The sequence below is a fragment of the Nocardia jejuensis NBRC 103114 genome (genome assembly GCF_001613145.1).
Lineage (GTDB): Bacteria > Actinomycetota > Actinomycetes > Mycobacteriales > Mycobacteriaceae > Nocardia > Nocardia jejuensis.
Genome location: NZ_BDBU01000067.1, coordinates 17,572 through 39,901 on the forward strand (window position 1 = coordinate 17,572; position 22,330 = coordinate 39,901).

17 protein-coding genes are annotated in these 22,330 nt (G+C 68.8%); 8 read left to right on the plus strand and 9 right to left on the minus strand.

Annotation, left to right across the window (positions count from 1 at the left end):
* The first annotated feature begins 201 nt into the window (after nucleotides 1-201).
* Nucleotides 202-897: a DUF8020 domain-containing protein gene (locus NJ1_RS35615; RefSeq protein ID WP_067704037.1), complete on the plus strand. Its 696-nt coding sequence runs from the start codon at nucleotides 202-204 to the stop codon at nucleotides 895-897.
* Nucleotides 898-1,269: 372 nt separating this feature from the next.
* Here the strand turns inward: NJ1_RS35615 and hemQ are convergent, their stop codons facing one another.
* Complete coding sequence (gene hemQ, locus NJ1_RS35620; protein WP_067704099.1) at nucleotides 1,270-1,965, minus strand: hydrogen peroxide-dependent heme synthase; 696 nt, start codon at nucleotides 1,963-1,965, stop codon at nucleotides 1,270-1,272.
* A 94-nt stretch (nucleotides 1,966-2,059) separates the two neighbouring features.
* On the opposite strand from hemQ, the gene NJ1_RS35625 reads away from it, so the two are divergent.
* Both NJ1_RS35625 and NJ1_RS35630 read left to right on the plus strand, forming a co-directional pair.
* Nucleotides 2,060-3,511 (plus strand): hypothetical protein, encoded by a 1,452-nt coding sequence (locus NJ1_RS35625; protein WP_067704039.1) that lies wholly within the window; start codon nucleotides 2,060-2,062, stop codon nucleotides 3,509-3,511.
* Nucleotides 3,512-3,742: 231 nt separating this feature from the next.
* Nucleotides 3,743-4,699 carry a threonine/serine dehydratase gene (locus NJ1_RS35630; RefSeq protein ID WP_067704042.1) on the plus strand — a complete coding sequence of 319 codons (957 nt, stop codon included), beginning with the start codon at nucleotides 3,743-3,745 and terminating at the stop codon, nucleotides 4,697-4,699.
* Between the two features lie 65 nt (nucleotides 4,700-4,764).
* Here NJ1_RS35630 and NJ1_RS35635 read toward each other — a convergent pair whose 3' ends face one another.
* Nucleotides 4,765-6,111 (minus strand): protoporphyrinogen oxidase, encoded by a 1,347-nt coding sequence (locus NJ1_RS35635; RefSeq protein ID WP_067704044.1) that lies wholly within the window; start codon nucleotides 6,109-6,111, stop codon nucleotides 4,765-4,767.
* Nucleotides 6,112-6,318: 207 nt separating this feature from the next.
* The gene (hemE, locus tag NJ1_RS35640) at nucleotides 6,319-7,386 is read right to left on the minus strand and encodes a uroporphyrinogen decarboxylase (protein WP_067704048.1); all 1,068 of its coding nucleotides are present in this window, start codon (nucleotides 7,384-7,386) and stop codon (nucleotides 6,319-6,321) included.
* Between the two features lie 74 nt (nucleotides 7,387-7,460).
* Here hemE and NJ1_RS35645 point away from each other — a divergent pair, with 74 nt between their 5' ends.
* The gene (locus tag NJ1_RS35645) at nucleotides 7,461-8,090 is read left to right on the plus strand and encodes a DUF3000 domain-containing protein (protein WP_084479198.1); all 630 of its coding nucleotides are present in this window, start codon (nucleotides 7,461-7,463) and stop codon (nucleotides 8,088-8,090) included.
* Between the two features lie 162 nt (nucleotides 8,091-8,252).
* Nucleotides 8,253-9,509, plus strand: a complete 1,257-nt coding sequence (locus tag NJ1_RS35650; protein WP_067704105.1) for a ribonuclease D — start codon at nucleotides 8,253-8,255, stop codon at nucleotides 9,507-9,509.
* Here the strand turns inward: NJ1_RS35650 and NJ1_RS35655 are convergent, their stop codons facing one another.
* Together NJ1_RS35655 and dxs are read right to left on the minus strand one after the other, a co-directional pair.
* Nucleotides 9,510-10,313, minus strand: a complete 804-nt coding sequence (locus NJ1_RS35655; RefSeq protein ID WP_067704051.1) for an enoyl-CoA hydratase — start codon at nucleotides 10,311-10,313, stop codon at nucleotides 9,510-9,512. It lies immediately after the preceding gene.
* A 124-nt stretch (nucleotides 10,314-10,437) separates the two neighbouring features.
* On the minus strand, nucleotides 10,438-12,441 hold the full coding sequence (gene dxs, locus NJ1_RS35660; protein ID WP_084479199.1) for a 1-deoxy-D-xylulose-5-phosphate synthase: 2,004 nt from the start codon (nucleotides 12,439-12,441) through the stop codon (nucleotides 10,438-10,440).
* Between the two features lie 145 nt (nucleotides 12,442-12,586).
* On the opposite strand from dxs, the gene glsA reads away from it, so the two are divergent.
* Nucleotides 12,587-14,458 (plus strand): glutaminase A, encoded by a 1,872-nt coding sequence (gene glsA / locus NJ1_RS35665; RefSeq protein ID WP_084479200.1) that lies wholly within the window; start codon nucleotides 12,587-12,589, stop codon nucleotides 14,456-14,458.
* Here the strand turns inward: glsA and NJ1_RS35670 are convergent, their stop codons facing one another.
* Both NJ1_RS35670 and NJ1_RS35675 read right to left on the minus strand, forming a co-directional pair.
* Entirely contained in the window at nucleotides 14,459-15,016 is a 558-nt protein-coding gene (locus NJ1_RS35670; RefSeq protein ID WP_067704057.1) for a dihydrofolate reductase family protein, read from the minus strand.
* Between the two features lie 103 nt (nucleotides 15,017-15,119).
* The gene (locus NJ1_RS35675; RefSeq protein WP_218025313.1) at nucleotides 15,120-15,746 is read right to left on the minus strand and encodes a putative glycolipid-binding domain-containing protein; all 627 of its coding nucleotides are present in this window, start codon (nucleotides 15,744-15,746) and stop codon (nucleotides 15,120-15,122) included.
* A 304-nt stretch (nucleotides 15,747-16,050) separates the two neighbouring features.
* Between NJ1_RS35675 and NJ1_RS35680 the strand changes: the two genes are divergently transcribed.
* Together NJ1_RS35680 and NJ1_RS35685 are read left to right on the plus strand one after the other, a co-directional pair.
* Entirely contained in the window at nucleotides 16,051-17,532 is a 1,482-nt protein-coding gene (locus tag NJ1_RS35680) for a phospholipase D-like domain-containing protein (RefSeq protein ID WP_067704063.1), read from the plus strand.
* A 281-nt stretch (nucleotides 17,533-17,813) separates the two neighbouring features.
* Nucleotides 17,814-18,497 carry an SIMPL domain-containing protein gene (locus NJ1_RS35685; protein ID WP_067704066.1) on the plus strand — a complete coding sequence of 228 codons (684 nt, stop codon included), beginning with the start codon at nucleotides 17,814-17,816 and terminating at the stop codon, nucleotides 18,495-18,497.
* 321 nt (nucleotides 18,498-18,818) lie between these two features.
* On the opposite strand, the gene NJ1_RS35690 is transcribed toward NJ1_RS35685, so the two are convergent.
* Together NJ1_RS35690 and NJ1_RS35695 are read right to left on the minus strand one after the other, a co-directional pair.
* Complete coding sequence (locus NJ1_RS35690) at nucleotides 18,819-20,231, minus strand: class I SAM-dependent RNA methyltransferase (protein ID WP_218025314.1); 1,413 nt, start codon at nucleotides 20,229-20,231, stop codon at nucleotides 18,819-18,821.
* 2 nt (nucleotides 20,232-20,233) lie between these two features.
* The gene (locus NJ1_RS35695) at nucleotides 20,234-22,222 is read right to left on the minus strand and encodes an APC family permease (RefSeq protein WP_067704069.1); all 1,989 of its coding nucleotides are present in this window, start codon (nucleotides 22,220-22,222) and stop codon (nucleotides 20,234-20,236) included.
* Nucleotides 22,223-22,330: the final 108 nt, after the last annotated feature.

The window sequence follows — 22,330 nt, forward strand, 5'->3', positions numbered from 1 at the left end:
ACCCAACTCTCGATCATCAGCAGATGTCCCACTCGGTCTCCTCGCGCCGGCTGACAGGGGCTTAACGATAACGATTGTCATTATCCTTGTAAACCCGTAGGGTCACCCACCGCCGGGTCCGGCACTCGGCCTCCGCGCCGACGCCGACGACATCGCCCGAGCGCAATCCGCAACGTCCGATGAGGAATTCGAGGTCCATCGATGAGGTCCCACCGCCCCACGCTGTCCGTCGCACTGCTGCTGGCCACGGCGTGCGCCACCGCCGCCACAGCCACCGCCACACCGCCGGACACCGACGCCGCGGTGAGTTACACCGCGACCGTCTCGGAAACGAGCACGGTCATCCACACCGATGCCGGATCACTGGTCGACGACCACGGAGTCTTCAAGATCCTCGCGGCGGACGGCACCGTGCTGGGCGGGACCGAGCTGGCCTTCCGGGTGGACGATTTCCTCTTCCCGATCGCCGCGCGGATCAGCGGCCGGACCGCAACGCTGACGCCGCGATTCGACATGGCGCACGCGGTGTACGAGCCGGTCGCTCTGCCGTTCGAGCAGAGCGCGCCCTGGAAGTCGGAATACGACCGGGAACAGGCCGCCTGGAGCCGGATGACCAGCACCATCGGCATGGGCGCCACCATCGGCACCCTGGTCGGCGGTATCGGCGGCGCGGCCGTCGGCTGCCTCCTCGGCGGGGCGGCGGGGGCCACGCTCACCGGAGCGCTCACCGCCATGTTCGGCGCATTGCCGGGAGCGCTCGTCGGGTGCATCGCGGGCACCGCCGCCGTCGGCTTTCTGGGCACCCTCGCCGGACAACTCTTCATCACCGCGCCCACGGCGATCCTGGCCGCGGCGCAGTACTTCACCACGATCAATTCACCGTTCGCCGGGAAATGATCCCGGTCGGGTCCGTGATGAGAGTGAGGTTGTCTCATCGCACCGGCGGAGCCGTCTCACGCGGATACCGGCGCCCATAATCCGGGGGGCACGTGTTCGAGGGCGGGGTAATCCGCCGCCCACGGACAGGCGCGACTGCGTCGAGGTCATCTCCCTGCGTGTGCACCCCTCGGACAGCGCAGAGAGCTGACTCGCGGAAACTTTATGGGATGCATGCGGATTCACGCATGCCCCGAATTCTTCGGGCATGACAGGGCGAATTCGCCGCGTCTCACGGCGGTTCGCCGGGTGCGGTGCCGCAGGCTGTGAAAACGAGTGAGCCCGGCCGCGATTCGCGGCCGGGCTCACCGGTTCGGTGCTGGTGGGGCTATTTCACGGCAGAGCGGAGATCAGCTTGTCGACCTCGACGCGCGGGCCGGTGAAGAACGGGATCTCCTCGCGCACATGCAACCTCGCCTCGGTGGCGCGCAGATCGCGCATCAGGTCCACGATGCGGTGCAGTTCCGGAGCCTCGAAGGCCAGGATCCACTCGTAGTCGCCCAGGGCGAAGGAGGCGACGGTGTTGGCGCGCACGTCCGGGTAGCCGCGGGCGGCCTTGCCGTGATCGGCGAGCATCTTCTTGCGCTCGTCGTCCGGGAGCAGGTACCAGTCGTAGGAGCGCACGAACGGGTACACGCAGATGTACGCGCCCGGCTCCTCACCGGCGATGAACGCCGGGACATGGCTCTTGTTGAACTCGGCCGGGCGGTGCAGGGCCGCATTGCTCCAGACCGGGTTGCTGACCGAACCCAGCTCGGTGAGGCGGCGGAAATCGGCGTACGCGGCCTGCAGATCCTCGATCTTCTCCGCGTGCCACCAGATCATGTAATCGGCGTCGGCGCGCAGACCGGCCACGTCGTAGAGACCGCGCACGACCACGCCGCGATCCTCGAGCGAATCGAAGAACGCCTGGGCCTCCTTGATGGCGGCCTTACGGTCGTCGCCCAGTACACCGGGCTCCACCTGGAACACCGAGAACATGAGGTAGCGAATGGTGTCGTTCAGGGCTTTGTAGTCGAGTCGCGCCATGACCCCCATCGTGCCACTGGACCCGAACGACTCGGACACCCGGTACGCCGGCGGTCACCGAGGAATCCCCGCGGGATCACCTAGGGTTTCGGAGGTGAGCAGCCATCCGCCGTCCGGCTCGAGTCCGTATCCGTACGACCCGGCGGGGCGGCAACCGTGGGACCCGGCCGCGGCGCCGGTCGGGGGTTCCGGGGGTCGGCGGGATCCGGCTTCGGCGGTGCTGCTGATTCTCGCGGCGGTGTTGTCGGTGGTGGGGTCGTTTCTGACGTTGGTGAAGTCCGATGGGTCGCTGGGGATCGTGACCGATGGGGTGGGTGAGTTCGACTTCCATGCGAAGTGGACAACGTGGAGGTCGGTGTTCGAGAGCGGGTACGGGGACTCCGACACCCAGGTACAGCTGACCGGAGTGCCGTTGGTCGTGGGGGCGGTGTTCGGGTTGATCGCGGCGGGCCTGCTGGCGGCGGGGCCGGGGGCACGAAGCCGGGTGGTTCGAGCGGTCGGAACGTTGTCCGCCGGAGCGCTTGTCGGTGTGACGCTGGTCGTGGCGCTCAGTGGGGCGTCCTCGACGCTGGGCGGGTCGGAGTTCTCGGAGACGACGCTGGGGGCGGGGTTCTGGACGCTGGTGGTCGCGGCGGGGGTGTCGCTGGGAGCGTTGCTCGTCGGGCTGATCGCCGGGGGTGGGCAGGCTGCGGGCTCCGGCCCGGGGCAACCACCGGTGGATAGCGACGCGGGGGCGTCGGGGGCCGATATCTGGACCGCGGTGTTGCTGGCGTTGCTCGCTCTGGTGGTGGCGGTGGGGTCGTTCCTGAGTCTGCTCGCCGATATTTCGTGGACGGCGTGGAGCATCGGGGACGCGGATCATTCCTCGGTCCAGTTGCCGGGGGTGGCGTTACTGGTCGCGGCATTGTTCGCGCTGGTGGCGGCGGTGCCGTTGTTCGCGGGATTCGGGGCACGTCGGCCGGTGGGACGGGCGCTCGGATCCGCCGCTGCCGGAATGATTTTCGGGGTCACGCTGGGCACGATCTTCACTGTGCTGTCCGCGACCGTGGCGAACGACGACCTGTCCCGGATCGGCGCGTACGGGCCGGGATTCTGGGTCATGCTGCTGGCCACCATGCTGTCCGTGGTGACCCTCGCCTCGAGCCTGGTGTCGTGCCGGACGCCGAGGCCGCTCGCGTATTCGCCCACAGCGCACCACCATTCGCCCGGCGCGTACTACTCGCCACCGAACGGTCCTGCGGGACAAACGTATTACGGGGCCGCGCCCCAACCGGGTCAGCCGATGCTCTATACCGCCCAGCCCGGAGACGGGTCACAGCCGGGCTACTCGACGCCGTATCCCACCCACACCGCGCCGTACCCGCCCGGAGCCGCGCCACAGCCGGGCCACGGAGAACATCACCCCCAGGCAGAGCCTTATCAGGGTTACTCCGCACCCCAGCCGGGGTGGCATCCGGGTGAGCCCGCATCGCCGCCGAGTCCGCACCAGGGTCAGCCGATGCCCCAGCAGGCACAGCCGTGGGACACGGATCCGCCGGCGCGGTAGCAGGGTCGGCCCGGGCATCCCCGCGACTCGCGCGCGATCGGGCACGTAGCGTGGAGTCCGTCCGCAGGCAGTCTCGGCGAAGGCCGGCGGGTCACGCGTCACCGATATCGCGCGTCGCCCGCACGGCCCCTCGCAGCGACGTTCGCCCGGTACGTTCACCGGCGGGCATCACGCGCACCCTCGACCTGCTGTCGCGACCGAGTATCGAATCGAGAAAACGAAGGACGACGAGTGCATCCGACCTACGCCGATGTGAAGGCCGCCGCCGACCGGATCTCCGGGCGCACCCGGCCGATCGTGCTCGCGCCGATGGAGGCCGGGAGTCATCCCGCGACCTCGGACGGCGGGCACGTGTGGCTTGCGCTCGAGCACCTGCAGCACACCGGAAGCTTCAAGGCTCGCGGGGCCGCGAATTTCGTTCTCGCGCAGCGGGAGTCGGGGCAGTTGCCGCAGGCGGGTGTGACCATCGCCTCGGGTGGGAACGCCGGGGTCGCCTGTGCGTGGGCGGCTCGGATGGTGGGGGCGACCGCCATGGTGTTTCTGCCCGCTTCCGCACCGGCGGTCAAGGTCGCGCGGTTGCGGGACCTCGGCGCACAGGTGCGGGTCGGGGGTGACTCGTTTGCCGACGCGGCCGCGCAATGCGAGAGCTACGCCGTCGAGAGCGGGGCGCTGCGCTCGCACGCGTACGACGATCCGTACATCGCCGCGGGCGCGGGCACTCTCCTGGACGAAATCCTCGGCCGGATACCGGATCTCGACACGGTGATCGTCGCGGTCGGGGGTGGCGGCCTGTTGACCGGCACCATGCTCTCCGCCGCCCACCACGGCGTCCGCGTGATCGCGGTCGAACCCGAGAATTGCCGCGCCTTCCATGCCGCGCTCGACGCCGGTCACCCGGTGGATGTTCCGGTGGATTCGGTGGCCGCCGACTCCCTCGGCGCGCGTCGCGTCTCGGAGATGTCCGTGGCCACGGCCGCCGCCACGGACCTGCGCTCGCTCCTGGTCACCGACGCGTCGATCATCGCCGCCCGCCAGTCCCTGTGGGACGAGCGCCGTCTCGCGGTGGAACACGCCGCCGCCACCGCTGTGGCGGCCCTGGACTCCGGTGCCTACGTCCCCCGCGCGGGTGAGCGCGTGGCGGTCGTCCTCTGCGGCGCGAACACCAACCCGTCGGACCTCGTCCGTTAGCTACGACACTCCGCGCGACGCCGAGCCGTCCGGGCACGATGCCCTCGCGGGCACGCGGTGCTCGATCAGCTGAGGTAGGTCAGGATTCGATGGGCGGCGGCGGTGCCGGTGGCGGCGCAGGCGGGGACGCCTACGCCGGAGAGGTAGGAGCCTGCCACCGCGAGGCGGTCGAGATCGGCCAGGGCCGTGCGGAAGTCGGCGATGCGGGTGGTGTGGCCGGGCGCGTACTGCGGGAGGCCGCCGGGCCAGCGCTGGACCACAGCGGTGACGGGGGTGATCTCGATGCCGGTGACGGCGGAGAGGTCTTGCACGGCGGCGGTGATCAGTTCGGCGTCGGTCCAGGACAGCGGGGCGTCGTTGCCGAAGCGGCCGAAGGAGGCTCGGACCAGGGCTACCTCGCGGGTGGCGAGGTGCGGCCATTTGCGGCTGGAGAGGGTGAAAGCCTTGGCGCGCAGCGGTTCACCGGTCGCGACGAGAATTCCGGAGTTGTCGGGAAGCGGGGTGTCCGGAGGGAGGGCCAGCGCCACCACCGCCGAGGAGGCCAGATCGATTCCGGCGGCGAGATCGGCTGCCCCGGGCGCGATCTCGCGCAGGAGGGCGGCGGTCACGGGGGCGGGGGTGGCGAGGATCACCGCGTCGAAGTCGCCGAGGGGGTCCAGGGTCCAGCCGTGCCCGGCGCGGGTGAGACGCGTTGCGGCGGTGCCGGTCTCGACCTTGACGTCGGCGGCGGTGCGCAGGGCTTCGAGCAGAACGCCGTAGCCGTCACGAATGCCGCCGAACACCGGTGCACCACTGGGCGCCGGAAGCGCCTGTGCCACAGCCTCGCTCAGGCTCGTCGCGCCCGCGTCCAGGGCCGCGGCCAGGGTGGGGAGCGCGGCGCGCACACCGATCGACTCTGCGCGCCCGGCATACACCCCGCCGAGCAGCGGGTCGACGCTGCGCCGAACCACCTGCTCCCCGAACCGATCCCCCACCAGCGCGCCCACGGACACATCCGAACCCGGCTCCCAGGACAGCGGCCGAGTCGGCTCGTCCTGGATCCGGGCCACGGTCTGCGCGTCGACCAGGCCCGACACCGATTGCGCCCCAGCGGGAATACCCATCAGCGTGCCCTCGGGAAGCCGATGCCCCACTCCCCCGGACCAGACCAGCGGCCGCCGTCCGGCGGGATGGACCAGTTGCTCCTCGATGCCCAGTTCCCGCATCAGTTCCGGGATCTCGGGCCGCCGACCTACGAACGCCTCGGCTCCCAGATCGACCGGCTCCCCCGCGATGTCCACGGTCCGCAGAATGCCGCCCACCCGCGACCGGCGTTCGACGAGCACCAACTCGACGCCACTCCCCAGCGCCCGCCGCAGCCGATACGCGGCCACGAGCCCACTGATACCCCCGCCAACCACCGCGATCCGCATCGACCACTCCTAGTCACCTGATACCCGACCCGCCTCGGAACCGACCGGCCACCGTGCCACACCATCCGCCCGCACCGACGAGCCGCACTTCGAACCTACCCCCGCCCACTTCCCACCCCGTGCCCGGTTCACACCCCGTTCAGGTCGGGTGGGAAACAGCACAGGCCCTGACGGTCGGGGACCGCAGGGCCTGTGGGTGTGGAGTGATCAGAGTGGCGAGGGGAGGCTGTGGATCAGGGCGACCGTGTCGGTGATGACCGCGGGGTCGGTGTTGGGCAGGACGCCGTGGCCGAGGTTGAAGATGTGGCCGGTGGCGCCGAGGGCCAGAGCCGCGTCGGCCTCGCGGGCGATGCGGCGGACCTCGGAGTCGATGGCGGCGGGGCCCGCGAAGAGCACCGCGGGATCGAGGTTGCCCTGCAAGGCTTTTCCGGGTCCGACCCGGCGCACGGCGGTGTCGAGCGGGACGCGCCAGTCGACGCCCACGACGTCCGCGCCCGCCTCACCCATGGCACCCAGGAGTTCACCGGTGCCGACACCGAAGTGGATGCGCGGGATGCCCGCGTCGGCGGTCTCGAGGAACACGCGCTCGGAATGCGGGAGCACGAACTCGCGGTACTGCGCGAGGGTGAGCGCACCGGCCCAGGAGTCGAAGAGCTGAATGGCGTCGACGCCCGCGCCGATCTGGGCGCGCAGGGTCTCGATGGTGATGTCGGTCAGGACGCCGAGCAGCTGATGCCAGGTCTCGGGGTCCGCGAGCATCATGGCCTTGGTGCGCTCGTGGTTCTTGCTCGGACCACCCTCGACCAGGTACGACGCCAGGGTGAAGGGCGCACCGGCGAAGCCGATCAGCGGAACCTCACCGAGCTCGTCCAGCAGCAGGCCGATGCCGTCGGTGACCGCGCCGATCTCCTCGGCACGCAGGCGCGGCAGCGCGCGCACATCGGCGGTGGTGCGCACCGGATTGGCCACCACCGGGCCGACGCCCGGCACGATGTCCAGGTCGATGCCCGCGGCCTTGAGCGGAACCACGATGTCGGAGAACAGGATTGCCGCGTCCACGTCGTGGCGGCGGATCGGCTGCATGGTGATCTCGCACAGCAGCTCCGGATCGAAGCAGGATTCCAGCATGCCGATGCCGGCGCGCAGTTCACGGTATTCGGGCAGGGAACGCCCAGCCTGCCGCATGAACCACACCGGGCGCCGACGCGGCACCCCACCGGTTGCGGCCACGAGGAAGGGGGCATCGGTCAGCTTGCGGCGGGTGTGAGTGCTCATCACGGCCCATCGTAAAGGGGACGGGCGGCGCGCCTTCCACGACACCGCGCCCCGGAGGTCTACCGTTGCCTTTCGTGACACCGCTCGACTTCCGCGACGGCGCCGCACCGACCCCGGAACCCGAAGAACCTGCCAGGTTCCGCGCCGCGGTCGATGCGATGGGTTCCGTGACCGTGCACCCCCGGATCGAGCTGGCTCCGATCCGCCCTCCGCAACGCCTGGCTCCGTACTCCTATGCACTGGGCGCGGAGGTCACGCGCCCCGAGAGCAATGTGGTGCCCGTCGACTCCGACGATGACGCCTTCGGGCGGCTGATCCTGCTGCACGACCCGAACGGTCAGGACGCCTGGCACGGCGTGTTCCGGCTGGTCGCCTACATCCAGGCCGACATAGATTCGGCCCTGGCCGCGGATCCGCTGCTGCCGGAGGTGGGCTGGAGCTGGCTGGTCGACGCCCTGGAGTCGCGCGCGCCGTTCACCGCCCTCGGCGGCACGGTCACCTCGACGAGTTCGGTGCGCTACGGCGATATCGCCGGTCCGCCGCGCGCACATCAATTGGAGCTGCGGGCCTCCTGGACCGTCGGCGACACCGAGATGCGCCCGCATGTCGAGGCCTTCTGCGAGGTGCTCGCGTACGCGGCCGGACTACCGCCCGCCGGCGTGACCCGGCTCGACGTCCGCGACGACGGCGAGGACACGCAATAGTTCGCAGCCCGCGGAAGTAGCTCTCACCATCGAGAACTTCTGTACTGCAACCAAATCGACATCGGGCACGTACGATTCCGAATGGCCCGGCGTCGTGCCGCGGGCTTCCGTTTCACCTACGTGACGCGGATCGCGCCTGCCCTACCCGTAAAGTTCAAGACCATGTCCGTACCAGAAGAACCCGAAGCCACTGCCGCGGTACCGCTGCTCGCGCCAGTGGACGGTGTGCCGCCGGTATCGGACAGCCCTGCCGACATCATCGACGCCGCCCGCCGCCTCGCGGCGGGTACGGGCCCGCTCGCGGTCGATGCTGAACGAGCGTCCGGTTTCCGCTACTCCAATCGCGCCTACCTGATCCAGCTGCGACGCGAAGGTGCGGGCAGCTTCCTGATCGATCCGATTCCGGTCGCCGAAGATCTGGCCCCGCTGGCCGAGGCGATCAACGGACTCGAATGGGTGCTGCATTCCGCCGACCAGGACCTACCGGGCCTAGCCGAGCTCGGACTACACCCGACCCGTCTGTTCGACACCGAACTCGGCGGCCGCCTCGCCGGATACGAACGCGTCGGACTCGCCGCCATGGTCGAGAAACTGCTCGGGCGCGAACTCAAGAAGGGCCACGGCGCGGCCGACTGGTCGACCCGGCCACTGCCCGACGAATGGCTCAACTACGCGGCGCTGGACGTGGAACTCCTACTGGAGCTACGCGACGCGGTCGCCGCCGATCTCGAGAGTCAGGGCAAATCCGACTGGGCCGCACAGGAATTCGAGCACGTGCGGGCGGCCGAGCCGTCCGCGCCGAAATCGGATCGCTGGCGTCGCACCTCCGGGATTCATACGCTGCGCCGCGCACGACAGCTGGGCATCGTCCGGGAACTGTGGATCACCCGTGATCGACTGGCCCGGCTGCGCGATGTCGCGCCGGCGCGAATTCTTCCGGACTCCGCCATCGTGGCCGCCGCGACCGGCGAGCCCAAGACCATCGCGCAGTTGCGCGCGCTGCCCGTGTTCGGCGGTCCTCGCCAGCGCCGGTACTCGCGCGAATGGCTCGGCGCCGTCGATCGGGCGCGTGCCCTGCCCGACAACGAACTGCCGCCGCTGACTCAGCCCTTCGACGGCCCGCCACCGGTGAACCGCTGGGAACGCCGCGATCCGGCCGCCGCCGCCCGCCTGCAACGTGCCCGCTCCGCGATGACCGACCTGTCGGGCGAGGTCGCCGTCCCCGTCGAGAACCTGCTGATGCCGGACCTGCTGCGCCGCATGTGCTGGGACGGCCTGCCCCGCACCGCGGTCAACGGCCGGGCCCCGGCACTGATCGACGAGTTCCTCGCCACCGGCGGAGCTCGCCCGTGGCAGCGCGAGCTCGCGGTCGGCCGGCTGGCCGAAGCCCTGTACCCCGCCCCGGACGACGACGCCTGATCAGTCCTCGAAGATCGGGGGACGACGGTCCTTGCGGGCTCGCACGGCCTCGTCGAAGTTGTCGGTGGTGAGCCGGACGTAGAGCTGGGCCATGCCCTCGTGCTGCATATGCGATTCGAAGCTGCCCGCCTCGAGACCGCTCCAGAGCATGCGTTTGGTCAGTTCACCTCCGACCCGGCTCCAGCGGATGATCTGGTCGGCGGTGTCGTAGCAGGCCTCGAGCAGCTTGTCGCCGGGGACCACGCGCGAGACGATGCCGATCCGTTCGGCCTCGGCGGCATCGACGTCCCGGCCGGTGAGCATGATCTCGAACGCGCGGGTCGCGCCGACGACACGCGGGAGCAGATAGCTGATGCCCAGCTCCGCGGAGGTCAGGCCGTTGTTGATACCCGCCGCGCGGAAGTAGGCGTCCTGCGACGCGATCCGGATGTCGGTGCCCACCGCCAGACAGAAACCGCCGCCGATGGCCGCGCCGTTGACGGCCGAGATGACCGGCTGATGCATGCGGCGGATGGTCAGCATGACGTTGTTGAGCAGGTCCATCGACCGGCGCGCGATGCTGGTGCGGGTCAGTCCCTCCACACCGGGGACGCGGCCCGAATGGGTGAGGTCCGCGCCGGAGCAGAATCCCGGGCCCGCGCCGGTGAGCACCACCACGCGCACGTCGTTGTCGGCCGCGACCGCTTCCAGGGTTTCGCGCAGCGGCACCATCACGTCGAACGCCATGGCGTTCATCCGGTCCGGGCGATTGAGGGTGACCAGTGCGATTCCCGGGCGCGGCTTCTCGACGAGCACGAACGACATGCGACCTCCTTGACGCAGAAAACTGAAACCTGTTCCAGAATCTACGCGAGAAGGTCGGCGCCGCACAGGGAAACGTGAAGGGCTCCCGCCGATGACGGCAGGAGCCCTTTCGCTGAGTCCGTGACTACGGGGCCAGCGCCCGATCCGCCGCGTCCGAGGCACGCAGTTGCTGCGCGACCTCCGGCGGCAGTGGACGATCCGCGGCATCACGCTCGGCCTGGACCGTTCCCGCGTCGTCACCCAGCCAGCCGCTGATCCGCTGCGCCACATCGGCCGGGGTCAGCCCCAGCTCCTGCTGCACCTGCGCGACCGAGGCGTGATCCAGGAAACGTTGCGGCACACCGATATCGCGGGCGGGCACGTCCACACCGGCGGAGCGCAGGCGCGCCGAGACGGTACAGCCGATGCCGCCGTGCAGACCGCTGTCCTCCAGAGTCACCACCATGCGGTAGTTCTCGGCCAGCTTCACCACGGTGTCGGACACCGGCAGCACCCAGCGCGGGTCGATGACCGTGACCGAAACACCTTGGGACTGCAGCAGATCCGCGGTGAGCAGCGCCAGCTCCGCGAAGCCGCCGATCGCGACCAGCAGTACGTCACCGTGCACCGACTGCGCGGTGGCGTCCCGCACGTCGGGCATGCGCAGCACGTCCACGCCGTCGAAGCGTTCCACCGCCGAGATGTCCTCGGGGACAGTGCCCTTCGGGAAGCGCAGCGCGGTGGGGCCGTCGCTGATGTGCAGGGCCTCGCCGAGTTCCTCGCGCAGGGTCGCCGCGTCACGCGGGGCCGCGACCCGGATTCCGGGCACGATGCCCAGCACCGAGAAATCCCACATGCCGTTGTGCGACGCGCCGTCCTCACCGGTAATGCCGGCGCGGTCCAGCACCAGGGTCACCGGGAGCTTCAGCAGCGCCACATCCATCAGGAGCTGATCGAAGGCGCGGTTGAGGAACGTGGAGTAGATGGCCACCACCGGATGCAGACCGCCCAGCGCCATACCGGCCGCGGAGGTCATCGCGTGCTGTTCGGCGATGCCGACGTCGAACATGCGCTCGGGGAAGCGATTACCGAACGGGGTGAGACCGGTCGGGCCGGGCATGGCGGCGGTGATGGCGACGATGTCGTCGCGCTGCTCGCCCTGCTCGATGAGCTCCTTGGAGAACACCGACGTCCAACTCGGACCGGACGAACCGGTCACGGACTCACCGGTTTCCGGATCGATGCGGCCGATGGCGTGCATCTGGTCGGCGACGTGGTCCTCGGCGGGCTTGTAGCCGTGGCCCTTCTGGGTGACCGCGTGCACGATGACCGGACCGCCGAAATCCTTGGCGCGCCGCAGCGCACCCTCCAGCGCGGCCTGATCGTGCCCGTCCACCGGGCCCACGTACTTCATGCCCAGATCGCTGAACAGCTCTTGCGGCGCGACCGCGTCCTTGATGCCGGTCTTGATCGCGTGCAGCACCGAGTACGCCGAATCCCCCACGCGCGGAATGTTCTGCACGATCCGCTTGGTGGCGTCCAGGGCGTGCTCGTAGGCGGGCTGCATGCGCAATCCGGCGAGCCGGTCGGCGAGGCCGCCGATCGTCGGCGCGTACGAGCGGCCGTTGTCGTTCACCACGACGATCACCGAACGGTCCTGACCGGCGGCGATATTGTTCAACGCCTCCCAGCCCATACCGCCGGTGAGCGCACCGTCGCCGATCACCGCCACGACGTGGCGTTTCTGACGGGTCAATGCGAACGCCTTGGCCAGGCCGTCGGCATAGGACAGCGAGGCCGACGCGTGCGAGGACTCGACCCAGTCGTGCGCGCTCTCGGCCCGGCACGGATACCCCGACAGGCCGCCCTGTTTGCGCAGCGTGTCGAAGCCGTCCTTGCGGCCGGTCAGGATCTTGTGGACATAGGCCTGATGGCCGGTGTCGAAGATGATCGGGTCGACGGGCGAGTCGAACACCCGGTGCAGCGCCATCGTGAGCTCCACGACGCCGAGGTTCGGACCCAGGTGCCCGCCGGTGACGGCGACCTTCCGCACCAGGAACTCACGAATCTCCTCGGCCAGTTCGCGCAACTCCGGTGCCGACAGCCGGCGCAGGTCCTCGGGTGTATCGACCCGGGAAAGCACTCCCACGGCTATTGCTCCCTCCGGATGTCTCCATGTGTTTGCAACAGTCTACGGAGACCGAACCGGACTCCTGTGCCAGGAACGAAACGCCACCTGCGACATCCGTCATGGATGTGAGGCTGAACACACAGTACCCGGATACAGTTGTCCAGTGGTCCTCAATCTTCCGGCTACCGGTGGGTCTGTTGTCGCGGCCACCGATGGTGTCGTGGCCCGCATCATCGCCGAGGTGTACGAACAGTGCAGATCCGACACCTCGGGGACTCTCGCCGACTACATTCCGGAACTCGCGGCGGTGCAACCCGATTCGTTCGGCATCTGCCTGGCTACCTCCGACGGGCAGGTGTACGGCAGCGGAGACCTGGACACCGCCTTCACCATTCAGTCCATTTCGAAGCCGTTCACCTACGCTCTGGCGCTGGCCGATCGCGGGCCCGCGGAGGTCGCGACGCGGATCGACGTGGAGCCCTCGGGGGAACCGTTCAACGAGATCAGCCTGGATCCCGAGACGCAGCGGCCGCGCAATCCGATGATCAACGCCGGCGCCATCGCGGCCGCGGCGCTGATCGACGGCCGCGACGCCGCGGATCGATTCGAGCGAATTCGCCGCAGCTACAGTCGATTCGCGGGCCGCGAGCTGCGAATGAACGAAGACGTCTACGCCTCCGAGGCGCGCACCGGCTATCGCAATCGCGCGATCGGATACCTGCTGCGCGGAGTGGGTGTGATCGACATCGATCCGGACGAGGCGGTGGACCGCTATTTCCGGCAGTGCTCGATCGACGTGACCTGCCGCGATCTCGCGATGATGGCCGCGACGCTCGCCAACAACGGCGTGAACCCGATGACCCGCGAACGCGCGCTCTCGGCTCCCCTGGTCGAGCAGGTGCTCTCGATCATGACCACCAGCGGCATGTACGACGCGGCCGGGGACTGGGTGACCACGGTCGGACTGCCCGCGAAAAGTGGTGTGGGAGGCGGCATTCTGGCGGTGCTGCCCGGGCAGATCGGGATCGCGGTGTACTCGCCGCGACTGGACGCGCACGGCAGCAGCGTGCGCGGGGTCAAGGTCTGCCGGGAGCTCTCGAGCCGGTTGGGGCTGCACTTCCTGCATGTCACCCGGGCGGCGCACACCGCGATCCGGACCGCGTACACGGTGGCCGAAGCACCCTCCCGGCTGCGCCGCGACGCGGACGAACTCGCGATCCTGCGGCAGTACGGCGACCACGCCCGCATCTTCGAACTGCACGGCGATCTGTTGTTCGCCGGTGCCGAATCCACGGTGCGCGCGGTGGAGCAAACCTCAGGCGAACTCGAAGCGCTGGTGCTGGACCTGCGCGAAGTCGGTGATGTGAGTCCCATCGCGGTGCGCATGCTGGATGATCTGCAACGCGAACTCGCCGCCACCGGAGCCAAGGTCGCGCTCGTGGATCCGGATTCGAAACTGGGCCATATGGTCTCGAGCCTGGACCCGGCCGATCCGCGCGGCCGCGTGTTCATCGATCGCGACGCCGCCACCGAATGGTGCGAGCAGCTCGTCCTGGACAGGCATCGCGCACCCGGGCATCGCGAGCACTCGGCCTTCACCGTGGAGCAGCATCCCGCGCTGGCCGAGATGCCCGATGACGATCGCCGGACACTGGCGAAGGAGTTCGAGACTCGCACGCTCGCACGCGGGGAACTCATCGTGCCGCGCGGCAGTCCGCGCGCCGGGCTGTTCCTGATCCTGGACGGCCGGGTCCGTTTCACCTTCGACGATCGGGCCGGGCGGCGGCACCGACTCGTATCGCTCTCGGCGGGAATGTCCTTCGGCGAGATCGCCATGCTGGCCGACGCCACCTTCTCCAACGACGTCTACGCCGAGACCACGGTGCGCCTGGCGGTGCTCCCGCCGGACAAGTTCGACCTGCTCACCAGCCAAGCTCCGGAAATCAAACTCGCGCTGCTGGAACGGCTCGCGGCCGCCGCCTACGCGCAGGCCGACGCCGCCGTCCGGGCGCTCACCGCGCACGGCGGGGCCTGATCAGGATTCAGGGGTGTAGCTCGAGTAGGTGACACCGGCCCGGAACGCGTGGGACTCGATCAGGCGCAGGCGCGGGACCGTGTAGCCCTCGGGGAACAGGCGGCGGCCGCGGCCCTGCACCACCGGGTAGACGAAGAATCGGTACTCGTCGACGAGCCCGGCCTCGATCAGGCTGTGGCACAGGGTGATACTGCCCGTCGCCACGATGTCCAGGCCCGGCTGCCGCTTGAGCGCCCCCACCTCGGTCACCGGATCACCGGACAGGACGGTGCTGTGCCGCCAGACCGGATCGGTCAGCGTCGAGGAGACGACGAACTTGTCGACCGCGTTCAGGTAGTCCGCGATGCCGGTCGGATCGTCGGACAGGGGCGACCAGTAGGCGCGTAGATCCTCGAACGTGCGACGGCCGGTGAGGAACGCGTCCGACTTGCGGTCCTGGCGGCGGATCTCCTGCAGCAGGTCCGAGCGATCGGCCTGGTCACGCGGATCGAACCAGTCGTCGAGCATCTCGATGGAGCCATCGAGGGTGATGTTCTGCGTGATCACGAGTTTGCGCACGGTGTTCTCCTGTCATCTCGGCGGCGCGGCCCCACGGGCGGCGCACCACCCTCATCGATTGAACCCTCATCGATAGGACGATGTGACAGACGCGGAGTGATCGCTACTGCGATCCCGGTCTGACCGAGCCCGCACCTGAAGACCGTTCGTCGGCGGTGACCGAATCGATTGGTTCGACGCGACGGGCCAGGTGAGGGTAGTCGATCACGAGGCCGTCGCGGTCGAAGAGCAGATCACTGCGGAAAGTACCCGATTCGTAGCGCACCCGGACGCCGCCCTCGTCGGGGCCGAGATGGGTGTACTGCTGGCGCGAGGGCACCACCCGCAGGGTCGGGAGCTCGACGAACGCCATGGTGAATCGGTGCGAGCCCGGCTGCCGATGCAGGTCGTGCCGCAGCACCGGCATGGTGTTGGTCATCGGGGAGCAGGCCAGATCGCAGTCCAGGGCCTCGGACAGGTCGGGACGCGCCGTACCGTTCACGGTCCACTCGGTACCACCCCGGCGCAGATCCAAAGTCAGTGTGCGATCGCGCAGGTGGCAGACGACCTCGAGCCGGGTGGTGGCCGCCTCGTCGTCGGTGTCCAATCGATAGGACAGCCGGTACGGCTCGGGTAGCTGACCGGCCACGGTGCCGTCGGCCCGCAGCCGACGTCCGTCCAGGTTCGCCCACGCCGATTCGAAACCGGCCGTCTCCCGGATCTGCCACAGTACGGAACGCTCGAGGCTCACGCGGGGTCCTTTCCTCACCAGACATGCCGACCTGTCCATCGAATCACACTGTCCGCCAGGACTTCCGGTCCGACCGTGGACTCCCCCGGTAGACATCGACCGGCGACCACCTCATAAGCGGGCCTTATGGCTAAATGTCGGAATTCTCCGGTTTCGGAGGCCGCGTTCGGGGAATGTGAAAGCGCGGCCCGACGCCAGGAGGGTGGAGGCCCGGCGGCTCGACCGGACCGAGGCCGGCGGCAGACTAGTGTGAAACGGTCACCTGTGGAACCGGGTGGGCGAGTGGATGAGGGGATTGCTGCGGATGAGCGACGACGGACGGATCCTTGTTCCCGGGCAGACGTGCTGGCAGATCGCGGAGGCCGATCGGCTGGCGTGCATCGTCGACGCTGCCGACTATTTCCGGCACGCCAAGTCCGCGATGCTGCAGGCGCGCAAGCGAATCGTGTTGATCGGATGGGATTTCGACACGCGGATCAAGTTCGAACCCGAGGAGAAGACGCTCGAGGGGCCGAACCGGCTGGGGAAGTTCCTGTCCTGGCTGCCGAAGGAGCGGCCCGATCTCGAGATCTATCTGCTGAAGTGGAACGTGGGCGCGCTGGCGGCGATCGGGCGCGGGATGACGCCGATCTTCATCGCCAACTGGATGACCGATCGGCGGCTGCACTTCGAGATGGACGCCGCGCACCCGATCGGGTCCGCACACCACCAGAAGATCGTGGTGATCGATGACGCGCTCGCGTTCTGCGGCGGCATCGACATGACCGTCGATCGCTGGGACACCAGCGACCACCGCGACGACAACCACTACCGCACCGAACCGAGCGGCAACCGCTACGGACCGTGGCACGACGCCACCACCGCCGTCGACGGGAAGGCGGCGAAGGTGATCGGCGAGCTGGCGCGCGCCCGCTGGAAAGCGGCCACGGGCGAACAACTCGACGCGGTGCAGGGTCTGGACGGGGACTCGCCGTGGCCCGAGGGTCTCGCACCGACGATGGAATCGGTCGCGGTCGGGGTCGCGCGGACCTTCCCCGAACTGGCCGATCGCGCCGAGGTCCGGGAGATCGAGGCGCTGTATCTGGCGGCGATCGCGGGCGCGCGCGAGTCGCTCTACATCGAGAGCCAGTACCTGGCCTCGCGCACACTCGCCGAGGCCATCGCCGCGCGACTACGCGAACCCGACGGCCCCGAGATCGTGCTGGTGCTGCCGCGCAACGCCGACGGCTGGCTCGAACAGCTCGCGATGGACGGCGCTCGCCGCAGACTGCTGCATCTGCTGTGGAAGGCGGACACCGGGAACCGGCTCGGCGTCTACTACCCCGTCACCCAGGCCGGTGATCCGATCTACGTGCACGCCAAGGTGCTGGTCATGGACGACCGGCTGCTACGGGTGGGCTCGTCCAACCTCAACAACCGGTCGATGGGATTCGACAGCGAATGCGATCTGGCCGTGGAGGTCACGCCCGACACCGCGAACGGCGACCAGCTGCGCGACACCATCCTGGACATCCGGCGGCGGCTGCTGTGCGAGCACCTGGCGGCGGAACCGGCGAAGTTCGACGCCACCCTCGCCGAGACCTCCTCGCTGCTGCGGACCGTCGAGGCACTGCGCGGCACCGGCCGGACCCTGATGCGATTCGAGCCCGAAACGGTCGAGGACGAGAACAGCGCGCTCGCCGAGAACGAGCTCATGGATCCCGAACGCACCCCGCCGAGCTTCTGGGACAACCCGGTATTGAGCCGGGGGCTCCGACATCTGAAGGGCGCAAAGGTCTTTCGCTGACGGAGCGGGAAGCCGAACGTCAGCATGACCGGCATGGTCACTTCGGCCACCGCGGGCCGACGCCGCAGCACTGCCCGGAGTGGCTATTCGATCGCGCCCGATCACCCCGTCGACGCCTCGAAACGGTGGCAGCAGTGATCCCGACGGTGTCGGCGTCGGCGGTCTCGAACAGTGGCGGTGGCGGCAATAGCGGTGGCGAGTGTCGCCGACGGCAGTGGGACCGGGTGGGCTCGGGGCCTGGGTAGCATCGGCGGGGTCGTAGCGGAACGAGCCAGGAGGTCATGGTGAGCAGCAGCGCAGCGGAACCCGGCACGATCACGACGGTCGGATCCGGGAGTGCCGGCGCCACCCCCGACATCATGCGGGTGACCGTGTCGATCGAGGTGCACGCCGAATCGGTGGCGGACGCCTACTCGCGCGCCGGAGAGCGCACCGACGCGGTCATCGGATCGCTGCGCGGGGACGGCGTGCGGTCGCGCGACATCTCCACCAGCGGACTGTCGGTGCGCACCGAGACGGTCTGGACCGAGGGAAATCGGGAGAAGATCGTCGGTTACGTGGCGAGCACCGCCCTGACGGTGACCCTGCGCGAAATCGGCACGGAGACAAAGACAACAGTGGGCGGACCCGCGACGATCATCGCGCACGCCGTCGACGCGGGCGGCGACGACGTCCGCCTCGGCGGCCTCACTCTGACCGTTGCCGACGAGGAATCCCTGCTCACCCGGGCCCGCGATGCGGCCTGGGACCACGCCCGGGCGAAAGCCGACCAGTACGCGAACCGCGCGGGCCGGAACCTCGGCACCGTGGTCGAGATCACCGAATCGGTCTCGGACCCCATCCCCGCCCCGCGAATGGCCTTCGCCGCCAAGAGCATCGGCGGCGCGAGCGATATCGCCATGCCCATCGAACTCGGCGAGAGCGAGCTGTCCGCCACGATCCGCGTCACCTGGCAGCTGAACTGACCCGCGAACCGCCGGTTCTCGAGCGGGGCCCGGTCGGTGGACCGGTCGGGGCCTACACCCGCCGACCGGAGATGCCCGAGAGCGAGTCGCCCGTGACTCGAGCCGGTCCTGTTCGTCGAGCAGGTCTGCCCGCCCCTCCCCCAGCGACTCGAGTCGGTCCTGTTCGTCCAGCAATTCTGCCCGGCCCGCCCCCGGTGACTGCGCCGGCGGTGCACGCGTATCGATGAACCCGGGGCGACGAGCACCGCGACAGATCCGTTCGCACGGCGGCACATCGTGCGAACCCGTTCAGCTGTGCGATCTTTCGTTGTTCCCGGTGAGTCAGCGCTCGAGCACGGTCACGCATTCGACGTGGTGGGTGCCGGGGAAGGCGTCGAAGACCCGCAGCGCCGAGGGTTCGTAGCCCGCGGCGCGGTAGAGGCTCACATCGCGGGCGAAAGAGGCCGGGTCGCAGCCGATGTGGACGATTCGGCCGGGGGTGCGTTCGACGAGGGCGGTGATCACCTCTTTGCCCGCGCCCGCGCGGGGTGGGTCCAGGACCACGACATCGGGTGCGGTGGAGGGCTGTTCGGTGATCCAGCGTTCGACGCGTTCGGCGGTGAGCTCGACCGTGGGGAGGTCGCGCAGGGCGGCGGTCCCCTCGGTGACGGCGGTGCGGGCGGATTCGACGCCGTGCACCATGCCGGTCGGGCCGACCTGTTCGGCCAGGCGAGCGGCGAAAACGCCTACGCCGCAATAGAGATCCCAGGCCAGCGCGCCGGGAGCGGCATCCGACCATTCCGCGACGAGGTCCGAATAGCGTTGCGCGGCACCGTAGTGCGGCTGCCAGAAACCGGTGGCGGACAGCTCCCACCGGCGGTCGCCCACGTACTGCACGGTGCGTCCGGTGCCGTCGAGCACGGTTTCGGCGCGCGGTCCGGCCGCGGCCGCCCGGCGCGCGGAGGTGCTGCGCCGACCGCCCGCGCCGCGACGACCGTCGCGCTCCTGCTGGACCGGAGCCAGTTCCACCAGGTGGCGGATGCCGTCGCCGTCCACGGCGACGACGAGGTCGGCACCCGGCGTCCACTTGCTTTCGGCGATCCCGTCCATCGCGCCCGCCATCGGCTGGGGGCAGCGCAGATCGGTGATCACCTCGGTGCTGCGGTAGCCGTGCACTCCGGCGCGGCCCTCGGCGTCCACGACGAGCCGCATGCGACTGCGCCAGCCGGACTGGCCGTCGGCGGGTACGGCGGCAGACGGCACGGGTGCGCCCGGCGTGCCCGGCAACTTGGTCGCCACGCCGCCGACCCGGCCGGGAACGCCCGCCCGCGCGCCGTGCGCCGCCGGAGTGCCCCGGTGCACCCCGAGCGGTATCGCGGGGATCTGCTCGACCACGAACTCCGGCTCCCAGCCCGCGAGCCTGCGCAGCTGCTCCGCCACCACCGACGCCTTCAGCGCCCGCTGGGCCTGCGGTGTGGCGAAGGAGAAATCGCAGCAGCCGGCACCGCCGGGACCCGAGACCGGGCAGGTCGCGGGCACCCGATCCGCGGAGGCCTCCAGGATCTCCACGGCGTCGGCGCGGCAGAACGAGCCGCGATCCTCGGTGACCACCGCGCGCACCAGCTCCTCGGGCAGTCCGTGCCGCACGAACAGCACGCGACCCTCGTGCCGCGCCACACAGAAACCGCCGTGACCGGGCTGGCCGAGGCGCACCTCGAAAACCTGTCCACGCCAGTCGTTGTCGCTGGAACCCACTGTTATTCGTCTCCGAATCCACGCCGCACCGAACCCGGTGCATTGACCACACGCCCGGGGCCGGCGGCCTTGGCGGAAGAGCTCAGCTGCCACGGGACGCTGGTCACCATGACACCGGGCTCGAAAAGCAGACGGCCCTTGAGCCGCAACGCACTCTGGTTGTGCAACAACTGTTCCCACCAGTGACCGACCACGTATTCGGGAATGAACACGGTCACGATGTCGCGCGGGGAATCCTTGCGCACGCGCTTCACGTAATCGACCACGGGCTTGGTGATTTCACGGTACGGCGATTCGATCACCTTGAGCGGCACCGAGATATCGCTGCGCTCCCATTCCCGCACCAGATTACGGGTATCGGGTTCGTCGACGTTCACCGTGATGGCCTCGAGCGTATCGGGCCGGGTGGCGCGCGCGTACGACAGGGCACGCTTGGTCGGCAGATGCAGTTTGGACACCAGCACGATGGAATGCGTGCGACTGGGCAGCACGCCGTCCCATTCGGTCTCGTCGAGTTCCTGCGCGACCCGGTCGTAGTGGCGGCGAATGAGTTTCATCAAACCGAAGATCGCGGCCATGGTGACGATGGCGATCCACGCGCCCGCCAGGAATTTGGTGATGAGCACGATCACCAGCACGGTCGCGGTCATCGTCAGGCCGATGCCGTTGATCACGCGCGAACGCTTCATCCGCGCGCGCTGCGCCGGATCGGTCTCGGTGCGCAGCAGACGCGTCCAATGCCGCAGCATGCCGGTCTGGCTCAGCACGAAGGACACGAACACACCCACGATGTAGAGCTGGATGAGTTTGGTCACTTCCGCGCCGAACAACACCACGAACGCGATCGCCGCACCGGCCAGGAACAGAATGCCGTTGCTGAAGGCGAGCCGATCACCGCGGGTGTGCAGCTGGCGCGGCAGGAATCGGTCCTGCGCCAGAATCGAACCCAGCACCGGGAAACCGTTGAACGCGGTATTGGCGGCCAGCACCAGGATCAGCGCGGTGACGATGGTGATGAAGTAGAACCCGGCCGGGAAACCGTCGAACACCGCGCCCGCCAGCTGCGCGACCATCGTCTTCTGCTCGTAGCCCGCGGGGGTCCCGATCAGATCGTCGGAGCTGTGCGCGTAGACCATTCCGATCTTCTGCGCGAGCAGGATGATGCCCATCAACAGCGTGATCGAGATTCCGCCGAGTAGCAGCAGCGTGGTCGCCGCGTTGCGGGATTTCGGTTTGCGGAATGCAGGCACGCCATTGCTGATGGCCTCCACACCGGTCAGCGCCGCACAGCCGGAGGAGAAGGCGCGGGCGATCAGGAAAACGAACGCGAGGCCGTACAGATGATCGCCCTCGGGCTTGATCTCGAATCCGTAGGACTCCGCGTGAACCTGGTCGCCGAAGATTTCGATCCGGGTGAATCCCCACGCCAGCATGATGACCATGCCGATCATGAAGGCATAGGTGGGAATCGCGAAAGCGGTACCGGATTCGCGCACGCCGCGCAGATTGATGGCAGTGAGAATCACGATCGCGGCGACCGCGAACAGCACCTTGTGCGTGGAGACGAACGGCACAGCGGAACCGATATTGGACGCCGCCGAGGAAATCGACACCGCCACCGTCAGCACGTAATCCACCAGCAGCGCACTGCCCACGGTGAGACCGGCGGTCGGGCCGATGTTCTTCGTCGCGACCTCGTAATCACCGCCACCGGAGGGATAGGCGTGCACGTTCTGCCGGTAACTGGCGACGACCACCGCCATCACCAGGGCAACGACCAGGCCCACCCACGGCGCGTACGTATAGGCGGACAGACCGGCCACCGAGAGCACCAGGAAGATTTCCTCGGGCGCGTATGCCACCGACGACAACGCGTCCGAAGCGAAGACCGGAAGCGCGATTCGTTTGGGCAGCAGCGTGTGCCCGAGGGAATCGCTACGGAAAGGGCGGCCGACCAGCATGCGCTTGGCGGCCGTCGTCAACTTCGACACTTTAGGCAGCATAGGGGGTCCTGAGGCCGGTCGCGTCCACGGCGCGACGGGTCCCGGTCAGGACCGTAGGCTGGCGGCAGAACAGCGTGAGCTTTTCCGGTTCCGGTT